The sequence below is a fragment of the Ruoffia sp. FAM 26254 genome, from assembly GCF_045528545.1.
Classification (GTDB): domain Bacteria; phylum Bacillota; class Bacilli; order Lactobacillales; family Aerococcaceae; genus Ruoffia; species Ruoffia halotolerans.
Map to the genome: position 1 here is coordinate 58,922 of NZ_JBGQQY010000005.1, position 19,443 is coordinate 78,364.

Below are 19,443 nucleotides of genomic sequence, written 5' to 3' on the forward strand. Positions count from 1 at the left end.
AGCAGGAGATAAAAATCATTGGAGGTAAACTGATATGAATGAAAAAGAGCGTATAATTGAGCTAGTAAAACAAAATGTTATTTCTATGGAAGAAGCACTTGATTTATTAGAAGCGGCATCAAATAATGATACTTTATCAGAATCAACGACAACAACAGATGAAAAAACGACTCAAACACCAGACGACACTGAGAAAGAGACAGAAGCAAGTATTAATCAGACATTTGAAGAAGTCTTTAATCAAGGAAAAGACTTTGCTAAATGTATGGGTGACTACTTTAAGGATAGCACTGAGAAAAAGGCCGACTCTGAAGAATGGTCTGAGTTTGAAGAAACTGAAGATACTGAGAAAGTTAAGAATAATCAAGCACGTTTAGCAGAAATTAACACTGAAATTCAAGCATTGAACGAAAAGATAGCTAAAGAGAATGAAAAATTAGTAATCTGCAAACAACGCATACGTGAGATTGAGATATTTGAAGAATTAGATGATTTAACCCTTGAAATGATTGAACAAAAAGCAAATACTATTGAAAAAAGAGATCACATTCAAGCTGAATTAGATATTTTACAAAGTGAATTTACTGAATTACAAAGAGAAAAAGAGGCCTTAGGCTGGAGTAAAGAATCTAACAAGCAAGATTTCAAAGAATTCTTCAATAACCGTTCAGAGAAATTTGCTGAAGCAGCCACACACTTTGGAAAAGAAGCATCCCGTGAAGGTAAAAAATGGGGTTCATTCGTCACAGAACAATCTAAATCATTTTTAGAGAACTTTAACTTAAAAGATGTTAATGTTTCTTTCCAAGTACCATGGATCAAGACGAGTTCACAAGATTATGAATTTACGTATCCCGTTGAAGGAGTAAATCGCTTTGAGATTGAATTATATAATGGTTCTGTTGAAGTAGTGAGCCATGACGGTGACAATATTGTCGTTGATGCACAAGTACGATTCCATGGTAGCCATGAAGAAACGTCTAAAGAGCACTTTGAAGAAGTAAATACGATCGGTATCATTGATAACCGCTTTGTATTGAAAGTGACATCACCGAAATTCTCAGTTGACGGTACAATCAAAGTCCCTCAAGGAGATGTTGATCGATTCCAAATTCAATTGCTGAACGGCGAAATCGATTTAGATGGTTTAACTAGTAAAGAAATTGTAGTTAAAAACAAAAATGGAGATGTGATCTTAAATAAAGTTACAGCAAATGAAGTATCATTAGAATTATTAAACGGTGATATTAATATTCAAAACTCACCGATTGATACACTAGTGATGAGTGACTTAAATGGGGATGTTCGAGTGAATGGTTACATCCGAAACTTATCAGCAGACACTTTAAACAGTGACTTTTATCTAACGAAAAAAGATACGAATGATGCGAATGTTAAAATCAAGACAGTGAGTGGGGATGTTAAGTTATCGCTGCCAAGTCAAATGAATTTAACCATTGACAGTAAGACTACCCACGGTGAAGTGAAAAACCGCTTATCAAATCTTGAAAGTATTGACGAGCATCCAACTAAACAAAAAGCACATTACCATCGAATTGTATCAGGTGATACAGATAATGCAATGGTTAACATCACAACAACTTCTGGCGATATATTTTTAAAAGATAGTAAAAAAGAGTTATAATAAACATAACAAGACATTAAAAATTATGGAGGGATATAAAATGTCAAATCAAAGTGAAAAATTATTTAAGTCATCAACAGATAAACATATTATGGGTGTGTGTGGGGGATTAGCTGAATATTTCAATATTGACCCGACAATTGTTCGAGTAATCTTCTTTATCCTGCTTTGGGTAGGGTCATCAGGATTTTGGTTATATATTCTTTTAGGGCTACTCTTACCTTATGACTATCAAGTTAATGGTGGTCAAAGTAGAAAATCGAATCCATTCGGTTCAGATAGACCTTCTTCGAATAATAAACCTAAAGATGTAACACCCGAAGATAATGATAATTGGGATGACTTCTAATTAAACGAAATTAAATAAATTGAACTAAGTCTACACTTGCTTGTATTAAGCAGGTGTAGATTTTTTTACTATATAAGTTATGATTTAATATTTGGTTCGTGATTGTTGGGCAGTTGTGTGATAACATTTAGAAGTAAATAAGATCATTCACAGGAGGAATATACGTCATGACTAATGCAGTAACTGTACAAGAGTTAGTAGACACGTTAGATATCAATTTAATATATGGTGAAGAGTATAAAGCAAACAAAATTTATTCAAGTGAAGTTTCAAGACCTGGGCTTATTTTAACAGGTTACAAAGAATATTATCCACATGAACGTATCCAATTAATTGGACGCACTGAGATGTCGTTTTTAAGTGAAAAGACATCCGAAGAAAGATCAAATATCTTCTCATTAATGTGTACGGATGAGACGCCAGCGATTGTCGTATCACGTGAGATTGATATACCTGAAGAATTAATCCCAGTTGCGGACTCTTTAGGTATTCCTATCTTATCAGCTAGATCCAAAACAAGTCGGGTGTTAGCAAATATTACGAATTATCTCGAGAGAAAACTCGCTGAAAGACTTTCAAAGCATGGTGTCTTTTTGGAAGTCTTTGGTATGGGGGTATTGTTAGTTGGATCCAGTGGTATTGGTAAGTCTGAGATTGGTTTAGAGCTGATTCAACGAGGGCATCGACTTATTGCGGATGACCGTGTAGAGCTGTATCAAATTGATGAATTGACTTTAAACGGTGAAGCCCCAGAAATCCTACAAAACATGATTGAAATTCGTGGCTTAGGTATTATTGATATTATGAGCTTGTACGGTGTATCTGCGATTCGTCGTAGTAAACGATTAGAGCTCATTATCAACTTAGTATTGGATGACGAAAACACACAATATGACCGCCTTGGTTATGATAAAGAGTATGAGCAAATATTCGAAGTTCAAGTGCCTTCGATTCGTATCCCAGTTAAAACTGGGCGAAACTTAGCTGCGATTGTTGAATCTGCGGCAATGAATTTCCGTGCGACTCAAATGGGTTATGATGCGAAAGTAACGTTTAATAGTAAATTACGTGATTTAATCCAAGAGAACCGTGGGGGAACAATAGAATGGGATTGAATTTTTTAGCGATTGATCCGATTGCCTTTGAATTATTTGGCTGGCCGGTCCGTTGGTATGGAATTATAATTGGGTTGGCTATTTTAGTCGGATACATTTTATTTACGCGTGAAGCAAGCCGTAAGGGAATTGATTCAGATACGTCTTTTGATTTGCTCTTTTGGACAGTGATTTTTGGTTTAGTAGGGGCTAGAATCTATTATGTCATATTCTCTTCAAACTCATATCTGTCTGATCCATTAAGTATATTCCGAGTTTGGGAAGGTGGAATGGCCATCTACGGTGGTGTTATCGGTGGTGCGATAACAATTTATGTACTGTGTCAAAGATACAAACTCAGTGTCATTAATGTCTTCGATATTGCGATACCCGCACTTTTTGCTGGTCAACTGATTGGGCGTTGGGGTAACTTTATGAACCAAGAAGCCCACGGGGGGCCGGTATCAAAAGCTTTTCTAGAAAACTTAGCTCTGCCTAATTTTATTATTGAACAAATGAATATTAATGGGACTTATTATCACCCGACGTTTTTATATGAGTCTTTATGGAATTTAGTCGGTCTAATTGCCTTACTCCTACTAAGACCCCGTAAAGATTTCTTCAAACGTGGTGAACTCGTTGCATTCTATATGATTTGGTATGGTATTGGACGCTTTTGGATTGAAGGCCTAAGAACAGATAGTTTATATATCGGTCCATTACGAGTTTCTCAAATCTTGTCGCTTATTCTAGTAGTTATTGGTATTGGTCTTGTACTTTGGATTCGTCTAAAAGGGAAAGACCTGGTGCCTTACTACACAGATGACCGATCAAGGGTTGTTAGAAATGAGGATGAATAATGAAGATTGCTATTATTGGTTCAGGTTCATGGGGAAGTGCTTTAGCCAAAGTATTAAGTGAGAACAAACATGACACAGTTCTTTGGGGTAGAAAGCAAACGATTATCGATGAGATAAATCAAACACATACAAATGAAAAGTATTTACCCAATGTATCTTTACCGAAAGAAATTAAAGCAACGACTTCTTTATCTGAAGCTGTCTCTAATGCATCAATGATTATATTAGTTGTCCCAACCAATGCCATGAGACAAATGGCACAAGAATTAAATCCATTACTTGAAGATCAAGCGCAAGCACCAGTGATTGTGCATGCTTCGAAAGGTTTGGAAATGAATACGCAACTAAGAATCAGCGAAGTATTAACAGAAGTACTAAATAAAGATAATTATCAAGATGTCGTTGTCTTATCAGGACCAAGTCATGCTGAAGAGGTTGCTCGCCAGGATGTGACAACTTTAACAGCGGCAAGTGATAATCTTGAAGCTGCTCAAGCAGTGCAACAAGCATTTATGAATCGATATTTCAGAGTGTATACCAATACAGATGTCATCGGGGTTGAATTAGGTGGCGCATTAAAAAATATTATTGCCGTTGGCGCAGGAATTATATCTGGTTTAGGTTATGGTGATAATGCAAAAGCAGCCTTGATTACTAGAGGTTTAGCTGAAATATCAAGACTTGGTACTGCTCGAGGAGCAGATCCATTAACCTTTATTGGCTTAAGTGGAGTAGGAGATTTAATTGTAACTTGTACAAGCCCACATTCCCGTAACTTCCAAGCTGGAACCTTGATTGCTAAAGGCTATTCGAGAGCAGAAGTGAGCGAGAAGATGTTCATGGTAGTTGAAGGGATATTAACTGTAAAAGTGGCCTATGAATTAGCAAAAGAATATGGCATTGACATGCCGATTACGGATATGCTTTATTTGGCTCTATACACAGATAAGAAAATATCTGTTGAAGATGCGATTGAATCATTGATGTTACGTGAAGGTAAACAAGAAGAGTCGCTTGACAAATAAGATATAATAAATAGTATTAAGCAAATAGATTGATTAAGAACAATCAAAGCTCTATGATATACAATACTAAACAGACGAACCTAGGAGGTTAGAGCGAGTGGTAGAGATAACAAAAGAACGTGTTGAAGCAGATGTAATTATAATCGGAGCAGGCCCAGGTGGAATGACCGCTGCCTTATATGCATCGCGCGCAAATTTAAAAACAATTATAATTGAAAAAGGTGCACCTGGTGGAGAATTAATTAATACGGCAGATGTCGAAAACTATCCAGGCTATACTAAAATTGGTGGACCTGAATTAGCAGGGAAATTCTTTGATAGTTCGATGGAATTCGGTGCAGAGCACTTATACGGTGATGTGACTCATATTGAAGTGTCAGGAACCACGAAATATGTTCATACCGCTGACAAAATTTATATCGCACCCGCAGTTGTTATTGCAACAGGTGCCCATCACCGTGAGTTAGGTGTTCCAGGTGAAGACCGTTTAAGCGGTTCAGGTGTGTCATACTGTGCAGTATGTGATGGTTTCTTCTTCCGTGACCGTAACTTAGTTGTTGTTGGTGGAGGAGATTCAGCTGTTGAAGAAGGAAATTACTTAACGCAGTTCGCTGATAAAGTAACAATCATACACCGACGCGATCAATTAAGAGCGCAACAAATACTTCAAGACCGTGCCTTTAATAACCCTAAAGTTGACTTTATTTGGGATAGTGTCGTTGAAGAGATTAATGGTGAAAATGGCGTTAATTCAGTCACAATTCGTAATGTAAAAACGAACAAAGTAGAAGACTTTGAAACGAATGGTGTATTTGTCTACATTGGTCTAATACCAAACTCATATATTGTTGAGAATTTAGGTGTCACAGATGAAGAAGGCTGGATCATTACCAATGAGCGCATGGAAACAACTGTTCCAGGTTTATTTGCAGTTGGAGATATCCGTCAAAAACACCTACGCCAAATTGTTACAGCTGCCGGAGACGGTAGTATTGCTGGACAAGGCGCGTTTGACTATGTTCAAAGCTTGAAAGATCCAATTAACCAAGTAAACTAATTTATAAAGCATGACCAACGGATTAGACTAACCTCTAATTTAGTTGGTCATTTTTTATGTAAAAATTTATGGAATATTTACTAAGAAAAGTGATAGAGATAATAAAAGATATCGCGGATTAAAGTAATATATTGCCTAAAACGATAAATAAAATTTGGGAACTGTGAAAAGGCTTTAATTCAGAAAAGGTTAACCTTTGTTGTATTATAAAATGATGTTATAATAAAAATAACATTAGAAAAGGTGGGATAATTATGTCTTGGGAAGAAATATATCAACTATGGAAAAATCATAAGTCACTTGATACACATTTAAGTGAAGAGCTGAATCAATTATCACGCGAAGAAAGCGAAGATGCCTTCGGAGCGAACTTAAGTTTTGGTACTGCAGGGATGCGTGGAGTATTAGGACCAGGTACAAATCGCATGAATATCTATACTGTTCGCCAAGCGACAGAAGGCTTAGCGAAGTTAATCGAAGACGCCGGGGAAGATGCTAAAAAACGCGGGGTAGCGATTGCTTACGATTCACGTCATTTCTCACCTGAATTTGCTATGGAAGCAGCGATGGTGTTAGGAAAACATGACATCAAGAGTTACGTTTATGAAAGTTTAAGACCAACACCTGTCCTTTCATTTGCAGTGCGTCATTTAAACACATATGCTGGTATTATGATTACTGCGAGCCACAATCCAGCCGAATACAATGGATACAAAGTTTACGGCGAAGATGGTGGGCAAATGCCACCAGAAGCAGCAGATAAATTAACAGAATATGTTCGCGCAATTAATAATCCACTTGAAGTAGCTGTCGGAGATAAGACAGACTTGCTAGGATCAGGAACCATTGAAATTATCGGTGAACGAGTAGATAATGCTTACTTAGAAGAGATGAAGGCTGTCACAGTTGATTTAGACTTAGTGCAATCAATGAAAGATGAAGTCAATATCGTCTTTACACCATTACACGGAACAGGTTTAATGATTGGTCTAAAAGCATTAGAGCAAATCGGCTTTGATAACATTCAAGTTGTTAAATCACAAGCAGATTCTGATGGAAACTTTCCAACAGTTAAGTCACCTAATCCAGAGTCCGCAGATGCTTTCGTTCAAGCAGAAGAATTAGGCCGTTCAGTTGATGCTGATATCTTATTAGCAACTGACCCGGATGCTGACCGTTTAGGCGCAATGATTCGTGTCGCAGACGGCTCATACCAATTACTTTCAGGGAATCAAATTGCATCCATCATGTTAGATTATATTCTGAATGCCCGCCGCGAAAAAGGAGAATTACCTGACAATGGTGTTGCTGTAAAATCAATCGTATCAACTGATTTAGCCGATGCGATTATTGAAAGCTATGGTTTAGAAATGGTCGAAGTATTGACTGGATTCAAATTTATTGCTGAGAAGATTAAGGAGTATGAAGAAACAAATGAACATACATTCTTAATGGGATTCGAAGAAAGTTTTGGCTACTTAGTACAACCATTTGTGCGTGATAAAGACGCGATCCAAGCTTTAGTTATTCTAGCTGAATTAACGGCTTTCCATAAAAAAGCTGGTCGTACTTTAGGTGATGCATTAGAAGCTATCTATGATAAATATGGCTACTTCGTTGAAAAGACCATTTCAGTTTCATTCCCAGGCTTATCTGGAAAAGAGAAGATGGCAAGCATTATGAGCCAAGTTCGCAAAAATACTCCGTCTCAATTAGGTGGTTTATCTATCGATAAAGCAGCAGATTATCTAGAAGGAACAGTGCAATATGGTGACGGTAAATCAGCAGGCTTAGACTATCCTTCATCAGATGCATTAAAATATACGTTAGAAGACGGTAGCTGGGTTGCTTTTAGACCAAGTGGTACAGAACCTAAGATTAAATTATACTTAGGAGTACGCGGTGACAATCGTGAGACGGTTGATCAAAAAGCAGAAGCGATTGAAGCAGATATGCGTAAATTAACTGAGTAACAATTGAATTAGTCTAAATAAGAGTATCCAAATGATGATTAGTCTGAATATTGGCTTCAATCTGTGCATATCGTTCAATTAGAATGCTGCGGTGAAAGGAGTTTGTATTCGATTAATTATCGTTTGGATTTTTATTTAAAGAAATAAAATAAATTGCTTTTACTAGACGATTACTGATAATATAAGGAAGCAAATTTAGACAAACAGAATATTCAAACGATAATCATAATAAAATCAATGTGATTGTGATACAATATATTAAAATCAAGGGAAAGAGGCGAGATGCATGTCTGATACATTAGAATTAGTAATAATTACCGGTATGAGTGGGGCAGGAAAAACTGTCGCAGTCCAAAGTTTTGAAGACTTAGGTTATTATTGCATCGATAACATGCCACCAAATTTACTTCCTACATTTTGGGAATTAATGAAAGAATCAGGGAAAATTACACGAATCGCACTTGTGATTGACTTAAGGACACGCGAATTCTTCAGTGAATTAGAGAATGTTATTGGCAAGATGGATAACACTCAATTCATTACAACACGTATTGTCTTCTTAGAAGCCGATGACCAAGCCTTAGTATCTAGATATAAAGAAACACGCAGAAAGCATCCTTTGGCAACACAAGAGAGAACCATTACAGGAATTCAAAAAGAACGAGAAATGTTAAGTGACATTCGAGCACGATCACAAATGATCGTTAATACAACAGATTTATCGCCAAGACAATTAAGAGAGAAAATTATCGAAGTCTTTGCTTCTGATACTTATCAACCATTCCACATTGAAATGGTCTCATTTGGCTTTAAATTTGGGGTGCCCATCGATGCAGATATTGTCATGGATGTGCGATTCCTTCCGAATCCACATTATGTTGATGAGCTAAGACCTAAAACGGGCTTAGATACGGAAGTATATGACTATGTCATGAAGCAACCGGAGACAGAAGAATTTTATTCACGATTTATGAATTTAATTAAATACTGTTTACCAGGTTACAAAAAAGAAGGTAAATCTAGCGTGACAATTGCTATTGGATGTACCGGTGGTAAACACCGTTCAGTTGCCTTAGCTAAGAGAATGGGTCAAGAATTAGAAAATGATCATTACGTGGTGAATGTCTCGCACCGCGATAAATTAAAAAATAAGGAATCGGTCAATCGATCATGAGCGAAAAAGCCAAACCACGCTATAAAGTGGCTGTTATCGGAGGAGGGACTGGCCTCCCGGTAATACTTCGAGGGTTAAAACATTTGAATGCAAGTATTTCTGCTATTGTTACTGTTGCTGATGACGGTGGAAGTAGTGGAGTGATTAGAGACTATATTAATGTGGTACCTCCCGGAGATATTCGAAATTGTATGAGTGCCTTATCGGCACGTGAACCAGAGTTTATTGATTTATTTCAATATCGCTTTGAATCTACGGATGATTTTTTAGCTGGCCATGCGATCGGTAACTTGTTGATTGCCGCTTTAAAAGAAATGCATGGTTCAATGCAAGATGCTATCGACATGTTATCAAGGTGGATGCATATTCAAGGACAAATATTACCAGCAGCTCAAGATCCTCTGGTACTAAATGCTTTATTTGAAGATGGAACTATTGCGGTTGGAGAATCAAGTATTGCTTCTCACCGCAAGAAGATAAAAGAAGTATTGGTCACAACCACAGAAGGAGAAGAAGCTTTAGAAGCTTCGCCCCGTGTGGTTGATGCTATCATGGATGCAGATATGATTATCTTAGGTCCAGGAAGTCTTTACACAAGTATCTTGCCAAACTTAATGATTAAAGAGATTGGTGAAGCCATTGTCAAGACAAATGCTGAAGTTGTCTACATCTGTAACATTATGACTCAATTAGGTGAGACTGAGAACTTTACCGACGCCGATCATGTAGAAGTTCTCCATCAACATTTGAATAATAAATTTATTGATACAGTTCTAGTGAATACAACGGAAGTCCCCGAAGATTATATTAGAACACAACCAAACGAAGAATATTTATTACAAGTTAAACATGATTTTGAAGGCATACGTAAAGAAGATTGTCGCGTCATCTCTAGCGAATTTTTAAGTATGAAACATGGTGGGGCATATCATGATACTGAGAAAGTTGTCGAAGAATTAGGCTACTTGTTAAATTCTTTAAAATTAGCCCCCCGAAAAGTAGAAAAGACACAATAGTAATAAAGATAGAGAGGTGAGGCACGATGACATTTGCTTCAGACGTAAAAAAAGAATGTACGCTATTAGAAGTACACCGAGAGCATGCAAAAGCGGAACTTACTGCGCTGATTCGAATGAATGGTGCTGTAAGTATATATCAACAAAAGTTCATTTTGAATATTCAAAGTGAGAACGCAGCAATCGCGCGCCGAATTTATACACTTTTAAAGGATCATTATGGAGTCGAAGGTGAATTAATTGTTCGACGCAAGATGAAGCTGAAGAAGAACAATGTATATATAGTACGTTGTCGTATTAGAGTGAAAGAAATTCTAGAAGACTTGAATATTCTGGATATGTTAGGTATTGGCTTGAATACAAAAGTCACAAGTGATATTACCGAGAATGAACAAAAGAAACGTTCATACTTACGAGGTGCATTCTTAGCTGGAGGTTCTGTAAATAATCCTGAGTCAAATAATTATCACTTAGAAATTTATTCAAGTTACGATGAACATAATAAAGATATTTGTCAAATGATGAATGATTTTGATTTAAATGCCAAGACAATCAATCGTCGTAATGGCTTTATAACTTATCTAAAAGAAGCGGAGAAGATTTCCGATTTCTTAGCGATTATTGGCGCATCAAGTGCTGTGTTACGCTTTGAGGATATTCGCATCGTTCGTGACATGCGTAATTCAGTGAATCGTTTAGTAAATTGCGAAAATGCGAATATGAACAAAACCATTGATGCATCTCAACGCCAGCTTGAAGCGATTCGTTTAATTGATGATTATCAAGGACTAACAACTTTACCTGACAAGCTAAAAGTTATGGCAGAATTTAGATTAAGTAACCCAGATATGAGCTTAAAAGAACTTGGAGAGCAAATACCAGGTGGACCGATTTCAAAATCGGGTGTGAATCACCGCTTAAGAAAAATTGTAAAAATGGCAGAAGAAATCGGTTAATTGTAAATTTTATGTAAAATTTGTGTAAATTTGAAAATAAAATAATGGAATCACCCCTTTTTTACGTATATATATATAGACCAAAAAAGAAAGGGGTGATTTTTTGAATAAAGCAATGTATGTTGGAAGAATTGTACGAGATGTTAGACGAAATAAAGTAGGTCAAAATGGTCGTGTTGTTAATAATGTTATTGCGATCAATCATTATCAAAAAGATGCAAACGGTGAGCGCCGGGCTGATTTTATTCCATTTGTCGCTTGGAACCATCTTGCTGATTTGTTGCATAACTATACTGCCAAAGGGGATCAAATTGCCATCACCGGTAAGATGCAAAGTCGCAAATACACAGACAGCGAGAATAATGACCGATACGTCATTGAATGTCTTGTCGAAGAACTAACTTTATTGCAATCACGTGACTCAGATGGCTCAAAACAAAAGCAAACCGACAATAATCAAGTTGAGCAAAATCAAAGTACGGATATCCAAATTGATGAAGAAAGTATTCGTGCTGTGATGAACTAATAAAAAAATTATTCTATAATTTTAACCATTAAACCCAGTAAAGTATATTATTCAAAAGTACCAAAGCCTAATTTATAAACCTCTAAAGATGCTTAGTATAATCGATACCTTTTTATTTACGTATATTCCAACCTCCCAAAAGTGACGTAGGTAAATACGAAGGTAGATTATATTGGGCATTTTTTGTATGCAAATGTGACGAAATTGTGAATATTATGAGGAGATGAGAGATAATGGATTCAAATTGCTTAAAATCATTTAATTCATGTATAATAATGACTACAAGGCACGAGGATTGTGCAAAAGGAGGCAGGAAACAATGATGAACGTTTTAATGATAGAAGATAATGAATCAGTGAGCGAAATGATGTCGATGTTTTTTGAGAATGAAGGCTATGAAGCAGCCTTCCATCAGGACGGAGCAGAAGGCTACGAAGCGTATAAAAATAATCCTACGAAATGGGATATCGTGATATTAGACTTGAATCTTCCTACAATGGACGGCATGCAAATCTGTCGGAATATACGAAAAATATCTAATGAAACACCGATTATTATGTTAACAGCGAGAGATTCAGAAAGTGATCAAGTGATTGGACTTGAAATTGGGGCAGATGATTATGTAACAAAGCCTTTCAGCCCGATTACATTACTCGCTCGTATGAAAGCATTACACCGACGAGCTCAGGTAACACCGACACAAGAGGAAGAAGTGGAAACTGCTTCAGAATTTGATGTTGAAACAGAAATTATCCATATCAATACATCAACACGCGAAGCTTATTATAAAGATAAACCCATTGAGAATCTCACACCGAAAGAGTTTGATTTACTTGTTGCATTTACAGAACATCCTAAACGAGTATTTAGTCGTGAAGACTTATTAACAAGTCTTTGGGAAGATCCTTTCTTTGGAGATGAACGTACTGTTGATGCACATATTAAGAAATTACGTCAGAAAATTGAACAAGTGGGTCCACAAATAATTCAAACAGTCTGGGGAGTCGGTTATAAATACGAAGCACCTGGTGAGGAATAATGAAGGTTTTATGGCAACAACTGTTTGCATTTTTATTAGTCATTATTGCAACGGTTGCGCTTTTTGCTTATCGAATTGAAGGTGAAATGACGACTGAGATTGAGCAAACACGTGAGCAGCAATTACTAAATTACGGGTATAACATCGTTAATAATAACTTTTCACGAAATGATTTAGTGAGAACATCTCAGTTATTAGCAAGTGAAAACATTGTTATTCAAGTGTATTTATCAGATGGAAGAACAATTTATCCGACTTATGATCAACGCTTCGATGCGAATTTATCTCAGGAAGAGTTGCAGTTAATTCAATCTGGTCAATATCTTGGCTTTCGAACAGTGGACCGTTATAACCAAAACGGCGAGGTTGAGCCTTATCTAACTGTATATCTACCCCATCAGGATGTTGGGGAATTTCCATCAGGCTTTATTAGTTTGGCGGCTCCATTAGATGACCTACAAGCAAGACTTGATGCAGTCAGACAGAATATATTTATATCACTTATTTTAGCGATTATTATGGGGGTTATTATTAGTACAGTTTACTCAATCTTGCAAACGCGCAAAATCCATCGACTCCAATATGCAACTAGACAAATTGGTCAAGGAAATTACGATGTAACGATAGAGACGGATGGGCAAGATGAGTTTGGGGATTTAGCAAGGGATTTCCAAAAGATGTCACATTCACTAATGGAATCGCAAGAAGAAATAAAGAGACAAGAAGGTTTAAGACGTCAATTCATGATGGATGTTGCTCATGAAATGCGGACACCACTGACAACGATGAGCGGACTTCTGGAAGGCTTACAGCATAATATGATTCCAGAGAAGCAACGAGGGCGAAGCTTAGAATTGATTCAACGGGAAACGCAAAGACTGACTCGATTAGTCAATGAAAACTTAGACTACGAAAAAATTAGAAGCCATCAATTCGTCTTAACTAAGCAGGAGAATGATGGGAATAAACTCCTCGACCAAATTAAAGAACAATTATCACGGAAAGCAGCTAAGAAAAATATTAATATTATAGTTGAAGCAGAAGAGGGCTTAATTGTGTGGGCAGATTATGATCGAATTATTCAAATTCTCATAAATCTCGTCACCAATGCCATTCAATTCTCTGAAGACAGTGATATTATTTTACAAGGGAAGATGCAAGAAGAGTATAGTGAAATTAAAGTTATCGACCAGGGTATCGGAATCGATCCAGCGCATCTACAAAGTATTTGGGAAAGATTCTATAAAGTGGACGAATCAAGGAAAAATACTGAGTTTGGAGAATCGGGTATTGGTTTATCTGTCGTTCAATCACTCATTGAAGCTCACCAAGGTAATATAGAAGTCGACAGTGAATTAGGTAAGGGTTCAGTATTCACTGTGAAGTTACCACATAAAAAAGAAAGTAAACTCTGAAAGGAACCGTCATGACGAAGCAAGCAAAAATTTTAGTTTTATTGTCCTGTACAATACTTGTTGCGGTAATCATTCAATTAAGTTTCTTTTTGTATTCTCAGCATCAAGTAAAAAACATCCATCGCCAAGAAGCTTATGCTCAAGGAGTCACTCAACAAATTGATCAATATTACTTTGATAAAGAAACAGGCTTTGTTATTGAAGATATGAATGAGGATGATTTAATGAGTATCCGTACACACTTGAGTGACTTAGAAGAATCAGAAGTCCTAGGACCGAAACAAATCCAAGCGTATAATGATTTACATCGTCGTTATTACGCTCGCAATGAAGTGAATGCAATGTATATTGAACCTGTAATCACTGGTGGGCAAGTCAATAGTAATGTTCCTTATGTGGAAAACATTGAATATTACACCCTACTTGAAACGATTGAACCTTATCGCTTCCAAGAGACAGAGGATAACTTTCAAAAAACAATCAATTTACTTATTGATGATGCGTTAAGTCAAACTTTAAATTATGAAACTGTAGTAACTACATTAAATAATTTAAAGTTTATTCCTGTGACGGAGGGATATTTCGAAGTCATTGCACGTGGATTGAAGGAAGCTGAAGAAGCCTATGCATTAGTGTACAATCAAACATTATTGGCTAAACTAAATGACGCTTTCCAAAGCTACGCAAGAGAGCTGGTCGAGGAAATTAATGCCAGTAATATTGATGTAGCAAATCTTCAAGAATTCCAAAACGCTATGGAGATATCTCCATATTTAAAGCGATTATTTGGACCAGAATAACTGAGGAGGATTGAATGAGTAAAACAATTGTATACGTAGCTCATCCAGATGTTGCGGCTTCGAGTAGTCAGCAATTTCTATTAAGTTCAGGCAAGCATATAACAGATGTGACCTACGTAGATTTACAAAGTGAATTTGACCACAATGGGTCATTCAATGCTGAAGCAGAACAAGCTCGTCTATTAGAGTATGACCGAATTATCTTTCAATTCCATCTTTATTGGTATCAAGCACCAGCAATTATGAAACTGTGGTTAGATACGGTCATTGAAGATAGACAAACAAATGATCAGTTGGCTAGACAATTAGCAACAAAAGAATTAGGTGTTGTTGTTGTGGCAGGTGTGAAGGAGAGTCAGTATCAAGCAGGTGGGCGAGAGAGACGGACGTTATCAGAAGTATTATCTCCGTATGAATCATTGGCAAATTACTTTAATATGACTTATTTACCTATTTTTTCGGTTCACCAATTTGCTTATATGAGTGAATCTGAGAAGATGGAGTTAATGTATCAATACGCTTGTTACTTAGAAGAAGGGACGCATTTAAGTTATTTAACTTATCAGCGCTACTTGTTAGATAAATTAGAGGCCATTGAAGCTGAGCAACTCAATCTATCGGCAGAAAATGAAATTCTATTCGATCTGTGGAAGCAAACGCTAGAAGATCAAGCGGATGAAGTGAGTGAATTATTCACTTTAACTGATCGCTGGTAAGGAGGTTGACTCGATGAATACACACTATGATAACTATCATGATGAATGGGTTGAGAAAGCAGCAGATTATCCGACGAAAGCTTTATTAGTCGCTGCGATGAATTTATTAAGAGAACAAGAGAAACGCATTGAAAACCATAAAGGAAAATTAGATGGTGCAAGTTGGAGTCCAGAAAATTGGAACGAATAAAAAAGAAGTCACCTACTAAAAAGTAGGTGACTTCTTTTTGGACTGAAGTATTAATCTTCAAAAATAACTAAATGATATTTCTTTTTACCGCGACGGACAATGATGTATTTACCATCGATCGCATCGTCAGGACCAATCTCATAATCAACATCATTAATTTTCTCTCCGTTGATAGAGATGGCATTGTTATTAATAAATTCACGTGATTGTCTTCTTGAATCAACAATTCCAGTGTCAACTAACCAGATAGCTAAATTCTCAGATTGTCTAGCAATTGTCGATTGTGGCATGTTTTTAAAACCTTCTTCAATTTGTTTTGCTGAAAGTTGACCAACTTCACCAGTAAAAAGTGCTTCAGTAATTTGTTGCGCTTCATCTAGTGCTTCTTGACTGTGGACAAAACGAGTAACTTCTTCAGCTAAACGGCGTTGAGCTACACGTAAGTGTGGATTCACTTCAATTTCTTTCTCTAAAGCTTCAATCTCTTCTTTAGATAAGAAAGTAAAGTATTTAAGGAATTTAGTAACATCTGAGTCTTGCTGATTAATCCAGAATTGGTAGAATTCATAAGGTGTTGTTTTCTCTGGGTCTAACCAAATCGCATTTCCAGCTGATTTACCAAATTTAGTTCCATCTGATTTCAGCATTAATGGAATGGTTAATCCATAAGCTTCTGCTTCAGAACCTTCCATTCGACGAATGAAATCAAGTCCCGCTGTAATATTACCCCATTGGTCTGCACCACCTACTTGTAATTGAACATCTAAGTTCTTGTATAAATAATGGAAATCAATGGATTGTAATATTTGGTAAGTAAACTCAGTGAATGAAATCCCTGTTTCTAAACGAGAAGCTACGATATCTTTAGCAAGCATTGTATTGATGTTAAAATGTTTTCCGTAGTCACGTAAGAAATCTAATAAAGATAATTCACTTAACCAATCGTAATTATTTACAACACGGAAGCCACTATTTTCAGCATCGCCTTTTAAGAATAACTTATCCATTTGTTGTGTCAGTTTATTGGCGTTCTCTTTTACAACGTCCATGGTCTGTAATTGACGTTCACTACTACGGCCGCTTGGATCTCCAATTGAACCTGTCGCCCCACCAATAACTACGACTGGATTGTGACCAGCTAATTGAAATCGTTTAAGGATCATGAATGGAATTAAATGACCGATATGCATTGAATCCCCTGTCGGGTCAACTCCGCAATATAGACCAATCGCTTTTTTATGTGTTAGTTTTTCTAGACCTTCTGAGTCTGTTTGTTGATTGATGGCTCCACGCCACTCTAAATCTTCTAGAATATGCATTATGAGTCTCCTTTATAGAATTGAATAGATAATCTTATTATAGGGATTTAAGTTTAGTTAATCAACGTTCTGTTACAAAAATAAAATTGAAGAAAGACTCTAAGTACTCAAAGTATACTGAAATTATAGGATAAGAAAAATCACTTAAATGACAAAAACTCTGAAATTTTACAGTAGTGTTACAAACAGTATACGAATCAAAGAAAATCAACTATTCAACTCAAAGGTGTGTTATTATCTTCTCAGGTCGAAAAAAAGAAGATTTAATGAATATAATATGAATTTGACGAATATAACAAAACTAGTATTAACGAAGGAGCAATAAACAATGAAGAAAACTTTTTCTAAGAGCTTATTCAAAACTTTATTTACATCTGCATTAGCATTAAGTTCGGTAGCAGCACCAGTTTTAGCATCAGCTCAAAACTATGACGCGCTGATTAATGAAGCAGACGTTCAAATTGAAGGTTTAAGTGCTCAACAAACAGCTTTATACGCTCAATTAGCTACAGCATATGCTGAAATTGATACAATTCAAGCAGAGGCAACTGCAGTCCTTGAAGCAGTAGCAGAAGATGATGCGTTAATCGCTGAATTGGAAGAAGAAATTACTCAACTTGAAGATATTATCGGTAAACGTGAAGGCTTATTAGCTGATCAAGCACGTGCTGTTCAAGTAAGTGGTGGATCATCTAACTATTTAAACTATGTAGCATCATCAGAATCAGTAAGTGATTTTGTTGGTCGTGTAGATGTTATTAACAAAATGGTATCTGCAAACAAAGATTTATTAAATGTACAAATTTCAGATAAAGAAGATGTTGAAAGCAAAAAATCTGAAACAGAATCAACAAAAAATCAAAAAATCGAAAAAATGGTTGAACTTGAAGCTTTAAAAGAAGAGTTGTCAGCACAAACTGCAGCATCTGAAGAAGTTTACAACCAATTAACAAACGATATTTCATTAGCAGCTTCTCACCGTGAAGCATTAGTTGCTGAACGTCAAGCATTCGAAGAAGCTCAACGTATCGCGGCTGAACAAGCGGCAGCAGCTCAAGCGCAAGCAATCGCAGAAGCCGAAGCAGCAGCCCAAGCACAAGCTGAGGCGGAAGCTCAAGCAATTGCAGAAGCACAAGCGAATGCAGCAGCTCAAGCTGAAGCAGCAGCCCAAGCGCAAGCAAACGCTGAAGCGGCAGCTCAAGCAGCAGAAGAAGCTCAAGCAATTGCAGAACAAACTCCAGTAGTTGAAGAAGCACCAGTTGTTACAGAAGAAGCGCCTGTAGAGGAAGCACCAATCGTTGAAGAAACACCTGTAGTGGAAGTCCCTGTAGAGGAAGCACCAATCGTTGAAGAAACTCCTGTAGTGGAAGTCCCTGTAGAGGAAGCGCCAATCGTTGAAGAAACACCTGTAGAAGAAGTACCGGTAGTTGAAGAAACACCAGTTGTTGAAGAGCAACCAGTAGAGGAAGAAGTTATTGCAGATACACCTACATGGGAAGTTGTAGAAGAAGCACCTGTAGTTGATGACCAAGCAGCAGCTCAAGCACAGGCAGAAGCTGAAGCAGCGGCACAAGCTCAAGCCGAAGCTGAGGCAGCAGCCCAAGCGGCAGCAGAGGCCGAAGCCCAAGCAGCAGCAGAAGAAGCGGCGGCGCAAGCTCAATTAGAGGCAGAAGCAGCAGCTCAAGCGGCAGCAGAGGCAGAAGCTGAAGCCCAAGCAGCTCAAGGAAGTGTTGATGCATTATTATCAAACGCATCGCAACACTTAGGAACACCATATGTATGGGGTGGGAAATCACCTTCAGGCTTTGACTGTTCAGGATTTGTACAACACGTATTCCAAGAAACTTACGGAGTTAACGTAGGTGGATGGACTGGAGCACAAGAAAACGCTGGAACTAAAATCGGTGTTGGCGAAGCTCAAGCTGGAGATTTATACTTCTGGGGAACACCTGGATCTACTTACCACGTTGCAATCGCAACAGGTAACGGTAACTACATCCATGCGTCACAACCAGGAACACCATTAGAGTATAACTCAGTTAGCTCTTACTTCATGCCAAGTTTCGCATTACGCGTAAACAAATAATTAGTAGAATTTAACAACCAGGTCAGGAAAGTCTGATCTGGTTTTTTGTTTATAAATTTTTGGGGGAGAATTTTTCGGTTCATGAATTTTTGATGTTGGTGGACCGAGGAGCCAGGTGACGCAGTCACCTTGGCTCTTTTTTTATTCCTATGTTTAAGTGTCTCTCTATGCAACGATAGTTTGTGTTGTGTTCTCATCTTTAA

18 protein-coding genes are annotated in these 19,443 nt (G+C 37.1%); 17 read left to right on the forward strand and 1 reads right to left on the reverse strand.

Going from position 1 to position 19,443, the window contains the following annotated elements:
• Positions 1–34 precede the first annotated feature (34 nt).
• The 16 genes from ACEN3Z_RS02510 to ACEN3Z_RS02585 all read left to right on the forward strand — a co-directional run bounded on the left by ACEN3Z_RS02510 (position 35) and on the right by ACEN3Z_RS02585 (position 15,835).
• Positions 35–1,645 carry a DUF4097 family beta strand repeat-containing protein gene (locus ACEN3Z_RS02510; RefSeq protein WP_407089468.1) on the forward strand — a complete coding sequence of 537 codons (1,611 nt, stop codon included), beginning with the start codon at positions 35–37 and terminating at the stop codon, positions 1,643–1,645.
• 40 nt (positions 1,646–1,685) lie between these two features.
• On the forward strand, positions 1,686–1,994 hold the full coding sequence (locus ACEN3Z_RS02515) for a PspC domain-containing protein (RefSeq protein WP_338490077.1): 309 nt from the start codon (positions 1,686–1,688) through the stop codon (positions 1,992–1,994).
• A 167-nt stretch (positions 1,995–2,161) separates the two neighbouring features.
• A complete protein-coding gene (hprK, locus tag ACEN3Z_RS02520; RefSeq protein WP_407089469.1) occupies positions 2,162–3,109 on the forward strand; it encodes an HPr(Ser) kinase/phosphatase in 948 nt (315 codons plus the stop codon).
• Complete coding sequence (lgt, locus tag ACEN3Z_RS02525) at positions 3,100–3,948, forward strand: prolipoprotein diacylglyceryl transferase (protein WP_218931594.1); 849 nt, start codon at positions 3,100–3,102, stop codon at positions 3,946–3,948. The genes hprK and lgt overlap by 10 nt, the downstream gene beginning before the upstream one ends.
• Positions 3,948–4,973 (forward strand): NAD(P)H-dependent glycerol-3-phosphate dehydrogenase, encoded by a 1,026-nt coding sequence (locus ACEN3Z_RS02530; protein ID WP_407089470.1) that lies wholly within the window; start codon positions 3,948–3,950, stop codon positions 4,971–4,973. Before lgt ends, ACEN3Z_RS02530 begins: the two co-directional genes overlap by 1 nt.
• A gap of 97 nt (positions 4,974–5,070) precedes the next feature.
• Positions 5,071–6,030, forward strand: coding sequence for a thioredoxin-disulfide reductase (trxB, locus tag ACEN3Z_RS02535; protein WP_328803159.1), 960 nt, complete (start codon positions 5,071–5,073; stop codon positions 6,028–6,030).
• 254 nt (positions 6,031–6,284) lie between these two features.
• Positions 6,285–8,003, forward strand: coding sequence for a phospho-sugar mutase (locus tag ACEN3Z_RS02540; protein ID WP_407089471.1), 1,719 nt, complete (start codon positions 6,285–6,287; stop codon positions 8,001–8,003).
• Between the two features lie 286 nt (positions 8,004–8,289).
• Positions 8,290–9,177, forward strand: a complete 888-nt coding sequence (gene rapZ / locus ACEN3Z_RS02545) for an RNase adapter RapZ (RefSeq protein ID WP_138404437.1) — start codon at positions 8,290–8,292, stop codon at positions 9,175–9,177.
• Entirely contained in the window at positions 9,174–10,193 is a 1,020-nt protein-coding gene (yvcK, locus tag ACEN3Z_RS02550; protein ID WP_407089473.1) for a uridine diphosphate-N-acetylglucosamine-binding protein YvcK, read from the forward strand. Before rapZ ends, yvcK begins: the two co-directional genes overlap by 4 nt.
• A 26-nt stretch (positions 10,194–10,219) precedes the next feature.
• Complete coding sequence (whiA, locus tag ACEN3Z_RS02555) at positions 10,220–11,149, forward strand: DNA-binding protein WhiA (RefSeq protein WP_138404435.1); 930 nt, start codon at positions 10,220–10,222, stop codon at positions 11,147–11,149.
• Positions 11,150–11,252: 103 nt separating this feature from the next.
• The gene (locus tag ACEN3Z_RS02560; RefSeq protein WP_407089474.1) at positions 11,253–11,675 is read left to right on the forward strand and encodes a single-stranded DNA-binding protein; all 423 of its coding nucleotides are present in this window, start codon (positions 11,253–11,255) and stop codon (positions 11,673–11,675) included.
• Positions 11,676–11,997: 322 nt separating this feature from the next.
• Positions 11,998–12,714, forward strand: coding sequence for a response regulator transcription factor (locus tag ACEN3Z_RS02565; RefSeq protein WP_407089481.1), 717 nt, complete (start codon positions 11,998–12,000; stop codon positions 12,712–12,714).
• The gene (locus tag ACEN3Z_RS02570) at positions 12,714–14,129 is read left to right on the forward strand and encodes an ATP-binding protein (RefSeq protein ID WP_407089475.1); all 1,416 of its coding nucleotides are present in this window, start codon (positions 12,714–12,716) and stop codon (positions 14,127–14,129) included. The genes ACEN3Z_RS02565 and ACEN3Z_RS02570 overlap by 1 nt, the downstream gene beginning before the upstream one ends.
• A gap of 11 nt (positions 14,130–14,140) precedes the next feature.
• Entirely contained in the window at positions 14,141–14,929 is a 789-nt protein-coding gene (locus tag ACEN3Z_RS02575; protein ID WP_407089476.1) for a hypothetical protein, read from the forward strand.
• Positions 14,930–14,943: 14 nt separating this feature from the next.
• Positions 14,944–15,645: an NAD(P)H-dependent oxidoreductase gene (locus ACEN3Z_RS02580; RefSeq protein ID WP_407089477.1), complete on the forward strand. Its 702-nt coding sequence runs from the start codon at positions 14,944–14,946 to the stop codon at positions 15,643–15,645.
• 13 nt (positions 15,646–15,658) lie between these two features.
• Positions 15,659–15,835, forward strand: coding sequence for a hypothetical protein (locus tag ACEN3Z_RS02585; RefSeq protein ID WP_218931585.1), 177 nt, complete (start codon positions 15,659–15,661; stop codon positions 15,833–15,835).
• Positions 15,836–15,885: 50 nt separating this feature from the next.
• Here the strand turns inward: ACEN3Z_RS02585 and tyrS are convergent, their stop codons facing one another.
• Positions 15,886–17,154 carry a tyrosine--tRNA ligase gene (tyrS, locus tag ACEN3Z_RS02590; protein WP_407089478.1) on the reverse strand — a complete coding sequence of 423 codons (1,269 nt, stop codon included), beginning with the start codon at positions 17,152–17,154 and terminating at the stop codon, positions 15,886–15,888.
• 328 nt (positions 17,155–17,482) lie between these two features.
• Between tyrS and ACEN3Z_RS02595 the strand changes: the two genes are divergently transcribed.
• Complete coding sequence (locus ACEN3Z_RS02595; RefSeq protein ID WP_407089479.1) at positions 17,483–19,240, forward strand: NlpC/P60 family protein; 1,758 nt, start codon at positions 17,483–17,485, stop codon at positions 19,238–19,240.
• Positions 19,241–19,443: the final 203 nt, after the last annotated feature.